This window comes from Wenyingzhuangia gilva (genome assembly GCF_030519655.1).
Taxonomy (GTDB): Bacteria; Bacteroidota; Bacteroidia; order Flavobacteriales; family Flavobacteriaceae; genus Wenyingzhuangia; species Wenyingzhuangia gilva.
Genome location: NZ_JAUMIT010000005.1, coordinates 234,956 through 247,621, shown reverse-complemented (window position 1 = coordinate 247,621; position 12,666 = coordinate 234,956). Strand labels below are relative to the sequence as shown.

Annotated in this window: 9 protein-coding genes; 1 reads left to right on the top strand and 8 read right to left on the bottom strand. The window is 32.0% G+C overall.

Annotated elements, in window-relative coordinates; all coding sequences use genetic code 11:
- Positions 1–12: 12 nt before the first annotated feature.
- The 3 genes from QVZ41_RS11065 to QVZ41_RS11055 all read right to left on the bottom strand — a co-directional run bounded on the left by QVZ41_RS11065 (position 13) and on the right by QVZ41_RS11055 (position 2,856).
- Entirely contained in the window at positions 13–681 is a 669-nt protein-coding gene (locus QVZ41_RS11065) for a bifunctional 4-hydroxy-2-oxoglutarate aldolase/2-dehydro-3-deoxy-phosphogluconate aldolase (protein ID WP_302884639.1), read from the bottom strand.
- 92 nt (positions 682–773) lie between these two features.
- Positions 774–1,808, bottom strand: a complete 1,035-nt coding sequence (locus QVZ41_RS11060; RefSeq protein ID WP_302884638.1) for a sugar kinase — start codon at positions 1,806–1,808, stop codon at positions 774–776.
- Positions 1,809–1,848: 40 nt separating this feature from the next.
- Entirely contained in the window at positions 1,849–2,856 is a 1,008-nt protein-coding gene (locus tag QVZ41_RS11055) for a zinc-binding alcohol dehydrogenase family protein (RefSeq protein ID WP_302884637.1), read from the bottom strand.
- Between the two features lie 182 nt (positions 2,857–3,038).
- Between QVZ41_RS11055 and QVZ41_RS11050 the strand changes: the two genes are divergently transcribed.
- Complete coding sequence (locus QVZ41_RS11050; protein WP_302884636.1) at positions 3,039–4,064, top strand: LacI family DNA-binding transcriptional regulator; 1,026 nt, start codon at positions 3,039–3,041, stop codon at positions 4,062–4,064.
- Between the two features lie 52 nt (positions 4,065–4,116).
- Here the strand turns inward: QVZ41_RS11050 and QVZ41_RS11045 are convergent, their stop codons facing one another.
- The 5 genes from QVZ41_RS11045 to QVZ41_RS11025 all read right to left on the bottom strand — a co-directional run bounded on the left by QVZ41_RS11045 (position 4,117) and on the right by QVZ41_RS11025 (position 12,519).
- Positions 4,117–5,319 (bottom strand): glycoside hydrolase family 27 protein, encoded by a 1,203-nt coding sequence (locus QVZ41_RS11045; protein ID WP_302884635.1) that lies wholly within the window; start codon positions 5,317–5,319, stop codon positions 4,117–4,119.
- A 73-nt stretch (positions 5,320–5,392) separates the two neighbouring features.
- Entirely contained in the window at positions 5,393–6,448 is a 1,056-nt protein-coding gene (locus QVZ41_RS11040; RefSeq protein ID WP_302884634.1) for an IPT/TIG domain-containing protein, read from the bottom strand.
- A 13-nt stretch (positions 6,449–6,461) separates the two neighbouring features.
- Complete coding sequence (locus QVZ41_RS11035; protein ID WP_302884633.1) at positions 6,462–8,057, bottom strand: RagB/SusD family nutrient uptake outer membrane protein; 1,596 nt, start codon at positions 8,055–8,057, stop codon at positions 6,462–6,464.
- An 11-nt stretch (positions 8,058–8,068) separates the two neighbouring features.
- Positions 8,069–11,263, bottom strand: coding sequence for a SusC/RagA family TonB-linked outer membrane protein (locus QVZ41_RS11030; RefSeq protein ID WP_302884632.1), 3,195 nt, complete (start codon positions 11,261–11,263; stop codon positions 8,069–8,071).
- 377 nt (positions 11,264–11,640) lie between these two features.
- Entirely contained in the window at positions 11,641–12,519 is an 879-nt protein-coding gene (locus QVZ41_RS11025) for an AraC family transcriptional regulator (RefSeq protein WP_302884631.1), read from the bottom strand.
- Positions 12,520–12,666 lie beyond the last annotated feature (147 nt).

Here is a 12,666-nt window from a genome sequence, read left to right as displayed (position 1 = left end):
ATTAATTATTTTTTAACCTCTAACTTTTTTAATTGTCTCTAATGCTTTAGCGACTGTCTTTTTTAATCCTTCAAAATCTCTATCAGCCAATACTTTTTTACTGATTAATTGAGATCCCATTCCAACACAAACCACTCCAGCATCAAACCATTCTTTTAAGTTAGTTTCTTCTGTAGTAACTCCTCCTGTTGGCATAATTGATGTCCATGGTTGTGGTCCTACAATTCCTTTTACAAAATCTGGTCCGTATAAATTTCCTGGGAATAATTTTACGATTTCACACCCTAGTTCTTCCGCTCTAGCAATTTCTGTTAAGGTTCCACATCCTGGATTCCAAGCTACTTTACGTCTGTTACAAGCAATGGCAATATCTTCTCTAAAAACTGGAGTCACAATAAAGTTTGCCCCCAAAGACATATATAATGAAGCAGCAGCAGCATCTGTAATAGATCCTACTCCCATAATCATTCCTGGTAATTCAGCAATGGCATATTTGGTTAATGCTGCAAAAACCTCGTGAGCAAAATCTCCCCTTGCTGTAAATTCTAACAAACGTGCTCCACCATCATAACACGCTTTTAATACTTTTTTTCCTAATTCTACATCTGGATGATAAAACAAAGGAACCATTCCTGTTTCTTTCATCACCTGAGCTACTTCTATTCTTGAATATTGTGCCATTTTTATTTAACGTTTATTCTTTTTATTGTTTGTTTGCTTAGCTGTTTAATCGTTTGTTTATCAGATCATCGATGAACCAATTCAACATCTCTCTACCTATCTACCAAAGCAGATCCATCACTTTCCATAAAATCAATTACTTCTTGTTTTGATGCTCTGTTTACATCTCCAAAAATGGTATGTTTAATAACACATGCTGCTGTTGCAAAAGCTACTGCTTTTTGTAAATTATCCTCATAACCAATTAATCCATAAAGCAATCCTCCCATAAAAGCATCTCCAGTTCCTACCCTATCTACCACAGGTGTAATTTCTTTAATACGAGCTCTATAAAGTTCATTATTTTTATATAACAAACCACCTATTCTTTGGTGTGATGCGTTTACTGAATTTCTAAAAGTCATTCCAATAGTATGGACTTTAGGTAACATTTCCATGATTTTATCAAACTGAAGTTTGATCTCTTCATCTTTACTATAATCAGGGTTAATTTTTTCTTTTCCTAACATAAACATCGCCGTATCTACGTCAGCCAAAAGAATATTACTATATTTTAATAATTCTGGCATCACCTCTTTAGGTTGTTTACCATATTTCCAAAGTTTACTTCTATAATTTAAGTCTGTAGAAATGGTTAAACCTCTTTCTGATGCTGCTTTAATTGCTTCCAAACAAACGTCCGCTGCTGTTTGAGACAAAGCTGGTGTAATTCCACTCCAATGAAAAATTGTAGCATCTTTAAAAATAATATCCCAATCAAATTGTCCTAATTGTACTTCAGAAATAGAAGAATTTTCTCGATCATAAACCACGCTACTATTACGACCAGAGGCTCCATTTTCTAAAAAGTAAAGACCTAATCTTTTTCCTTGTCTAAGAATATGCTTAGCCCCCACATTTCTACTTCTAATGCTTTGAATAACACAATCTCCAATAGCGTTATCTGGAATAGCTGTAATAAATTGAGTCCTAATCCCGTAGTTTGCTAATGATGCAGCAACATTAAACTCACCTCCTCCGTAATTAACTTCAAGATTTGTAGCCTGACTAAATCTTAAATTATTTTGAGGAGACAATCTTCCTAAAATTTCACCAAAGGTGATGACTTTGTGATCCTTTTTCTTCATGTTTATGATTTGAATCTTATTTCTATTATATTATTTTTTATTAAAAATCTACCGTTGCTTTGATTACTCCTGTAGCTGGCTTTGTCCAACTATCAAAATGTGATATCATTTCTGTAAACGGAACATTATGAGTAATAAATGACTCTGTTGGAAATTGATTTAAAACATTGATAACATGTTCAAAATCTTCAGTAGTTGCATTTCTACTACACATAATAGTTGTTTCTTTGGCATGAATTTTTGGATGATTAAAATTTAAATCTCCTTTAGACAACCCCACCAAAACATACCTTCCTCCATGCGACATATAATCAACTCCTACTTCTAAAGCTCCTTTAAAACCTGTGGCATCAAAAACAGCAGTTGCCATGTCTCCGTTCGTAATTTCAATAATTTTCTCAACAGGTTGATCATTCACATTAATAACATAATCTGCTCCTATTTCCTCTTTGGTATATTTTAATCGGTCATCATTTACATCTAAAACAATAACTTTTGCTCCGGCAATTTGTGCTAATTTTACCATTCCAATTCCAATAGGACCACAACCTACTACCACAACTGTTTCTCCTTTTTGCACATTAGCCCTTCGAATGGCATGCGCTCCAATAGCTAAAGGCTCTACAATAGCCATTTGATCATAACTTAATTGATTAGCAGGCAATAGCAAATCCTTACGAACCGTAATGTACTCTTGCATTCCTCCGTCGGAATGAACTCCTAAAACACTAATATCGGTACAACAATTGGTTTTTCCGTTACGACAGGCTACACATTTTCCACAACTTACATATGGCATAATCACAACTCTGTCTCCAGATTTTAATCCTTTATCATTCTCTCCAATTTCTACAATTTCAGAAGCCAATTCATGCCCCAAAATTCTTGGATATGTAAAAAAAGCTTGATTTCCAGAGTATGCATGTAAATCTGTACCACAGATCCCTACTTTTTTAACTCTTAACAAAGCCTCATTCTCTTCTGGAACAGGCACTTGCTTTTCTTTTAACAGAAAAACACCAGGTTCTTCACAAACTATATATTTCATTCAATATTAAAATTTCTCACTATTGTTCAAACGATTGAACAGGTTCTAATTAAAAAATCTAACCTCAAAAACCCACTGATTGTCATAAAGTTAGAAATTTAAAAATAAAACTTGTAAATATTGAATAAAAACGTATTTATATTTACATTTGCTCAAACGATTGAACAAATATAAGTAATATTTTGAAAAACAAAAGAAAAACTACCATAAAAGATATTGCTAACGTTTTGAAGATTACCCCATCAGCAGTCTCTAGAGCTTTAAACGATAATCCCAGAATTAGCGACAAAACCAAAGAAGCTGTTAAAAAAGTAGCTTTGGAGTTAGAATACCAACCCAATCAACTAGCCTCTGCTTTAAGAAGTGGTAAAAGTAATTTGGTTGGAATTATTGTGCCTAAAACAAATAGTTATTTCTTTTCTACGGTGGTAGAAAGCATAGAAAACGAACTAAACAAGGAAGGATATAATGTCATCATTACTCAATCAAACGAATCTTATGATAAAGAATGTAGAAATATTCAAACCTTACTTCAAACACAAGTAGATGGAATTATTGCTTCTTTGGCTAATGAAACCATTGACTTTAGTCATTATGAAAAAATAAAATCAAAAGGAATCCCTTTAATACTATATGATAGAGGTGAAAATGACATTGGGGTAGATTATATTGGTATTGATGATTATGAAAGTAGTCACTTGGTTGTAGAACATTTGGTGGAACAAGGATGTAAAAGAATTGCTCATTTAGCAGGTTTGAGTCAAACAAGGATCTACAAGAATCGAATTAGAGGATATGTTGATGCTTTAGAAAAGCATCATCTACCTTTAGACACCAATCTTATTAAAGAAAGTAATCTTACTCTTGAAAATGGAAGAGAAAAAACTAAAGAATTACTAAAACTACCTAATAGACCCGATGCTATTTATGCTGCTGGTGATTATGCTGCCTTAGGAGCTTTACAAATATTACAAGAAAACAATATTAAAGTTCCCGAAGAAATTGCTTTGGTTGGATTTAGTAACGAACCTTTTACCTCATTAATAAGACCAACAATTACCACCATTTCTCAACATAACAAAGAAATTGGAAAATTAGTAGCTCAACAATTTTTAAAAAGAGTGAATGACAAAAACTGGAAACCTGTTCTAAATAAAACTATTTTAAAAGCAGAACTTATTGTTAGAGACTCTTCTAAAAGAAAATAACAAAAACAGCATCAATAAATTGATGCTGTTTTTGTTTATATAAATACTAAATTTACTTACCAATTCTAACCACTACAACATCATGTGAAGCAATTTTTGCTTTTAATTTTTTAGAAGTATCTCCTAAGTTTTGATGGTGAGTTAAATCTCTAACCTCATACACCTCTTTATTTAAATCTAAATACCTTCCATTCACATCATCTGACAAAGGATGTTTTTGCCAATCAAAAACAAAATCTACAGCATCATCTGACATATTAACAAAAGACAATGCCCATTGATTATTATCTAAAGGTTTTATCCAGATTTCCATCTTATTTTCATTAGAAAATCTAAACCCTTGAATCCCTAATTTATCTTGATTCACAGAAATCACTTCTTTATTAATAAGCGTTGATAAAGTTTCTTTAGACATTTCTCTTAAATCATTCCCCATAATTAAAGGAGAAGCCAACATAGACCACATTACAAAATGACTTCTATCTTCAGCAGCAGTCATTCCATTTCCAACTTCCATCATATCAAAATCATTCCAATGTCCAGGACCCGCCGATTCTCTGATGTCTTTTCTCATATTGATAATTGTCCAAACACCCGAAGAACTCCAAGAACCATGTCCTATTTCACAATCCCAACAATTAATAATATCTCCAGTAGCTCTCCATAAATGGCCAACTTCTTTCCCCCATTTCCATGGTTCATTATCACCCCACTCACAAATACTAAATACCACAGGCCTCCCAGCAGCTTTCAAAGCATCTCTCATAGTTATGTAAGCACTTTCTGCATTAATTTTCCCTGTATTACACCAATCATATTTTAAATAGTCTACTTCCCACGATGCATACAATTTTGCGTCTTGATACTCATGTCCACGACTTCCTGGATAACCTGCACAAGTTTTAGAACCTGCACAATTATATAAACCAAATTTTAAACCTTTTGAATGAATGTAATCTGCTAAGACTTTCATACCGCTAGGAAACTTTATTGGATCTGCTACCAAATCACCATTAACATCGCGTTCTTTAGACATCCAACCATCATCTAAAACAATATATTCATATCCTGCATCTTTAAGTCCTAATTCTATAAATTGATCAGCAATGTCTTTTACCAATTTTTCATTTATATCCGTACCAAAGGTATTCCAGCTATTCCATCCCATTGGAGGAGTTTCTGCCAAACCATCAAACTTTTGTGCATTGATATTTAATGATAATAGAAACAAAAATAAAACGATTTTTTTATTCATTTTTTAACATTTAAAAAGGCCCTATTTAAACAAACAAAAATAGGGCCTTGATTACTATTAACTAACTCAACTATTACTTTAATACAAATCCCATATCATCAAACAAGAAAGTATTTCCTCCGAAATTACCAGATTCTTGAATGGTTAGTTGGTCAAAAGTAGTTGGATTTCCAATTGCAGAAAAAGGAACCTCTAAATATGTCCAAGCTGATGTCATAGCTGTTGGAATTTGATAAGCCCAACCTCCAAAAACAAGGTTGACACTAGCTCCTGCATTATCTGTAAGACTTTTTACTCTTAACCTAAACGCTTTGTACTTTGAGACATCTCTTGAATTAAACTTGAAGTCAGCACCACTCCATCCTCCTAATTCAAATTTCATACTATTAACCCCTTGAGCACTATCTTCTGAATAATCTTTTATAATTGCAGAACCATCCCATGTCCAATGTCCAGCATCTCCTCTTAATTCATCGTCATACAATGCAGATCCTATGGCTTGAGTAGAAACAGCCTCTCCAGAAATTGTAGTTACAGTAATTTTCTTGTCTTCTGAATTTGCTGGAGCCTTTACCACAATTTCCGTTAAAGTACTTGACACTACAGGTACATCAACATCTCCAATTGCAACTTCAGGATTCAGGAAAAAATTACCATAAATGGTAATCTCATCCCCTTCTGCTGCATTAATAGGATTAAATCCTTTTATGATAAGTGGTGCAGGAGGAGCTATTACAAACGGAATTTTTGCTTCTTTTCCGTTAGCACTTACAATTTTTAACTCATTGGTAATTTCATCACCCGCATAAGGCGTATCTAAATCTATGGTTACAAATACATTGTTATCGGTTACAAAAGTTTGATTAAAATAAGTATCAACCCCATTAAAATAAATTTTATTAATTCCTGACAATCCAGATCCTTGAATTACATAGGTTTTATTTGGATACCCTAAATCTACAGGAGTAAAATCAACATCTCCTGCCTCAAACACCTTTGTAATTTCTGGCGTAGCTGAAGAAGATGAAGAAATATCATTATCATCATTGCTACATGAAGACACAAAACTGAAAACTACCGAACTCACCACAGCGAGACTCAACGAGTATATTCTTTTTAAATTTTTCATGTTAATAACTATTTTATTGATTAAAATCATAAGGTTCAACTTCAGTTAATTTTGGGTTTTTAATTAAATCATCTTCTGGATAGGGTAAGAAAAGGTTTGTAGCAGAAATTGTTATGTGTTTTTCTGTGGTAGCATCTCCTCTATTTTGAGCTTCTAAAATAGCTTTTGCTTGACTAAAAGGTAATCTTCCCAAATCAAAATAATAATCTCCTTCACAAGCTAATTCAGCACGTCTTTCTTTAAATACATCCTCAAAAGTGATTGAAGCTTTAGGCTGTAAACCTGCTCTGATACGAACTGCATTGTAGGAAGCTAAAGCATCTGGATCGGAGGTTGAACCTGACTGAGAACCAATAGTTGCCTCTGCATGAATTAACAATAACTCTGCATATCTCATCATATAACTATTCATGGAACAAGCTCCGTTAAACTGTTGATTCATTTTACCTGTAATTGGAAGATTTTCTTTTCCAATTACATATTTTTTTAATCCTGCTCCAGAGTTTTGAACTCCGTTTTCTATAAAACCATTATTGATTTCAAATGTATACCCTAAAGACAACGGAGAATCTACATCTAATGTTTCTGCAAAAGTTAAATTAGGATAAAAATCTCCTGGCAACATAAAAGTTTCCTTTCTTCTTAAATCACTTGGTTCAAAAACATTGTTAATTAAATCTTGTGATGGAGCCATTTGACCAGAGTATGTAGTTTCTACCAATCTGTTCTCTGGAGCAAACAAAGTATTACAAAAGTTCCCATCAAAATAAGTTCCAGATCCATTCCATTGCCAAGCAAAAATAGATTCCTCGTTATTGTTATTTACCTGTAAAAACAAATCAGAAAAGTTATCCATCAATTTGAATTCCTTACTATCAATAACTTCTTTAGCTAAAATTCTAGCCTCATCGTATTTTTTTTGATACAAGTACACTTTTGCTAACATTGCTTTTGCAGAACCACTTGACACATGTGCATTTTCTGCATAATTAGATCCTCTTGTTTTTGATCTTAAATTATCAATTGCAAATAATAAATCATTTTCTATAAATTTATAAACATCAGCAATAGGGTTACTAGGCACCACAAAGTTCTGTGTGTATTTAGAGGCATCTTCTATAATAGGTACATTCCCCCATAATCTTACTAGCATGAAATAGGAAAATGCTCTAATAAAATGACACTCTCCCAATGCATTATTTAATGCCTCTTCACTCACATTTGGCCCTACAACTAAAGGCAAGTTATTAATATAGATATTGGCATTTGCAACACCCGCATAACAAGATTTCCAAGAATCTGATATATAAGCTTGAGAATTTGTGAAACTTAAATCTGTAAATTTCCCAAATTCGTTATAAGGTCCGGCGTACATATTCCCAGAAATTACATCTGTAATACCGTAAAAACCAGACTTATTAATATTAAACCATACCAAACCATACAAACCATTGGCTGCGTTGTCTAATTTTTCATCAGAATCGTAATAATTCCCTAATGTTGGAGCTCCTTCAGCTGGAATATCAATAAAATCTTCCGAACATGATGTTGTAAATGTAAATACTGAAATTAGTATTACAACAAATTTTATGTTTATTATTTTTTTCATTTTTCTAATTTTTAAAATTCAACATTAAGTCCTAACGACAAAACTCTCGGTGTTGGGTAACGTCCACTATCTACTCCCGTTAACAATGCATCTTGATTAAAAGATCCTACCTCTGGATCGTATCCAGAATAATTAGTAAATGTGAAAAGGTTTTGCCCTGTTACGTATACTCTAAGTTTAGACAAATGAATGCTTGATAATAACTCTTTAGGAATTGAATATCCTAAGGTTACATTTTGTATTCTTAAATAAGAACCATCTTCAACAAGTCGAGAGGAAATACCATTGTTTATATGACTATAATCTGATGGTCTTGGTAATTTAGCATCTAAATTGGTCGCAGAATAAAAATCTGAGGCTTCATTTAGATAATTTGTTCCTAAATAACTATTTAAAGTTCCCGACAAACGCGTTATGTTCATCAACTTATTTCCATATGAACCTTGAATAAATACCGATAACTCTAAATTTTTATACTTAAAAGAATTTGTAAATCCATAAGTGAAATCTGGATTTGGATTTCCTATATTGGTTTTATCTTTAGTATTAATAATACCGTCTCCATTTTGATCTTTATAAATTACATCTCCTTTTTGAAAATCTGGTAATAATGAATTGGTTCCATCTTTTAAAACTTCCTTAGTACCGGTATCATTTGTATGACCATACTTGATTAAATCTTCATCAGTTCTATAAATCCCTAAAGCTTCATATCCATAAAAAGAACCTATTGAAACCCCTTCTTGAGTTCTAGAAACAGACAATGACTGGTATGCTAAATTATTAACCGATCTATCGATATTTAATCCAAGCATATCTGTTACTTCGTTTACATATTTAGTGAAGTTTAAACTTGAATTCCAAGAAAAGTCATCTGTGATATTTGTATTGTAGTTAACAGATATTTCAACTCCTTTGTTAACCATACTTCCTAGGTTGAAGAATGGTGGATCAACTCCTCCTTCGTAAGAAGCTCCTCCAGATAAAAAGTTTGGAAGCGGTAATTTATATAAAAAAGATTCTGAAACTTTTCTATATACATCAATAGAAGTGGACAATTTAGAATTAAACAAAGCAAAGTCTAAACCTAAGTTGGTTTGTTTTTGAGTTTCCCATGTCAACAATTGATTTGATTCATTTGCTGGCAAAAATGAAGTTCCCATTGAACTATTAGTTAATGCTAAGTTAGAATCATATAAATTGTTTCCAATTTGATTGTTTCCTGTCTCTCCATAACCAAATCTAATTTTAACATTATCAACAAAAGGCTTAAAACTCTCCATAAAACTTTCGTTAGATACTTTCCAAGAAGCACCTATAGATCTAAACACACTCCATTTATTCCCTTTAAAAAACTTAGAAGAACCATCTGTTCTGATGGCAGCTGTAAAACCATATTTGTTATCATAATCATACACTGCCCTACCCAAATATGATGACAAAGCTTGTGTACCTATAAAAACACCACTTAATTCAGCTTTAGAAAGATCTGAACCTGATAAGCTTTTATCTGAATTATCCTTATATCCATTAGCCGTTAAAGAATGTCCTTCCCAATGCGCTTTGTTAGCTTCTTGAACTGCCAATAAAGTAAAATTGTGTTTACCAATAGTATTCCTATAAGTAAGCATGTTTTTTAAGTTCCATGAATAAGATGTCTGAGGTCTGTAATATAAATTAGCAAAGTTTTTAACTGCATTCCCCAAAGAATACATAGGTACAAATTGTCGACCTAAATTGTCAGACTTATATCCCCCAACTTCAAAACGATATTCTAAACCTTTAAACAATTTAATATCTGTGTAAAAGTTAGCAGAATAATTTTTCCTTTCTAGTTTATTAGACCCTAAAAGAGTTTCTGCTACTGGATTTACAAATGTTACAGTCCCTAATTTAGGACCTGCAAAATCACCATTAAATTCTCTTACAGGAACATCTGGGGTACTTAATAAAGACCTAGCAACTACACCATCAAACTGACCATTTAATGTTAATTTTTCATCTGTCATAGATCCCGTTGCAATCAACCCAACCTTGATAGATTTATTAAGTCTAGCATCAATATTAGCTCTTAGGTTATATCTTTTAAATCTAGATTCTATAACAATTCCATCTTGTTGAACTCTACCTCCAGACAAGTAATAATTTATACCATCTTTACCTCCTGAAAAAGAGATTTGATCAGATTCCATAATACCTGTTCTAAAAATTTCTTTTTGCCAGTTGGTTCCCTCTCCAAGTAAGGACGGAATTGCAAACTCAGGTCTTTTCTGAGTAGGATCATACACATCAGCCAATGCATTTTGATGCGCAGCATACTCTCTCAAGTTCATCGCATCTAACATTTTTGGTAAATTGCTAATTGCATAAGATTTATCATAACTAATTTTTCCCGTTCCTTGTTTTCCAGATTTGGTAGTTACAATAATAACTCCATTAGCTCCTCTTGATCCATAAATAGCTGTTGCCGATGCATCTTTTAAAATATCAATAGACTCAATATCACTAGGATTTATCATTGACAATGGACTGATAGAAATATTTCCCGCATTAGAAAAATTAGATTCTCCAGTAGCACTTCTTCCCGAAGTAGAAGAGTTTCTAGCATCTCCAGACATTGGTATACCATCAATAACATATAAAGGTTCATTGGTTCCTGTTAAAGAAGAAATACCTCTAATTTTAACCGACACATTCCCTCCTGGCTGACCTGAATTACTATTAATAGTTACCCCAGCAGCTTTTCCTTGCATCATTTGATCAAAAGAAGTAGCCTTACTGTTTTGAATATCTTCAGCTTTTATAGAAGAAATCGCACTATTTACATCACTCCTTTTTTGAGATCCGTAACCAATAATAACTACTTCATCTAAAGATTCACTACTAGCTTTTAAAACAACATTAACTGTTGTTTTACTTCCCACTTTAATATCTTGAGATTCAAAACCTAAATAAGTAAAACTTAATACTGCATTGTCAGCAACTGTTAGGGTATAATTACCATCAAAATCAGTCATCGTACCAATATTAGTCCCTTTTTGAAGTACATTAACCCCTGGTAATGTTGTTCCCTTAGAATCTTTTACAGTTCCTTTTACCTCAACTTGAGCTAAAGCAACTTGGCTTACTAAGAAAAACATCAATAACGGTATACAGTAGTTGTATTTTAAACCGCTATGGATATTTTTTAAAATTGTCTTTCGCATGTTCTTTTAGTTTAAATAGTATTAATTTATTTGTATTTAAAGTGTTTTATTTAACATTTTGCTAAAAAAAATAAGTTTTATTACAATATTCGAAATTAAGTGAATTGTTAATTTTACGTTAATAGTATTTTGTCATTTACCAATAAAATTTTTTCGAAGTATTGATTTTTACATACTTAAACACAGCTCATCACTAAAAAAAGAACTTACTAAAAGAAAAAATACAGATTTATATGTAACAAAAAAGACAAATTATTATTACTATATAAATCATATTAATTAAAGCACTGAAAGCAATCTTAAGGTAAAATATTTCAAAAAAGATTAGATTAGATTCAGTACAACACTTAAACCAACAAGACAAAAATTTAAGACAACTACAGAATCCTTTTGATCCCTGAAAAATCACTCTTGTACTGACTAGGGGTACAGTTTTTAGCTTTTTTAAAAACCCTATTAAAGTTGGCTATATTATTAAAACCACAACTAAAAGCAATCTCAGAAATACTCACATCTTTCTCCACTAACCTCATAGCCGCATAACCAATTCTTACATCATTCACATAATCCACAAAAGTTTTCCCAGTTCTCTTTTTCATAAATCTATTAAAAGAAACCTGACTCATATTTACCAATTCAGAAGCTTCTGCCAATGTTATTTTTTGATCATAATTCTCCTGAACATACTCATATATTTTTTTAATCTTATCACTATTTTCAAAACTATCCCTATTATTTGTATAGGTTGAAAGCAATTTTTGATTTCTAGAATTAGCCAAATCAAACAAGATTGACATAATCTCTAAAAAATAATCCATGCTATCTAACTTTGATAAACTAGAAATTCTATCACATATCTCTAAACTCGTTTTTTTAGAAAACAGCACTCCATGTATAGACCTTTCAAACATATCTTTTATTGGCTTCATAATTTTTCTGGACAAAAACTCATCATTAAAAAGTCCTTCGTGAAACTGAATTGTAATCTCTCTAATCTCTTCACTCTTACAATTATGATTCAACCAGCCATGGTGTAAATTTGGCCCAACAAATACCAATTCTACCTGATCTATCTCTTCTATATGATCTCCAACAACCCTCTTTACCCCTTTTCCATTAATAATGCAATTCAACTCATATTCAGGATGAAAATGGATAGGAAAATCAAATTCTTTTTTAACCCTGTCAAAAACCAAAAAACTATCTTCTGGAGATAATGGGGTGATTTCTCTATGGACTTTATCTAACAAACTCATAATAGATGTAATTATATTTTAATATAATGATAAAATAATATCATATTTATACAACAGGTAATTGCTATTTTTGAAATTCACAATATTGCTTTACAAAAATACATATTTAATACCTTTAACGATACAAAACTATCAAATAATTAAAAA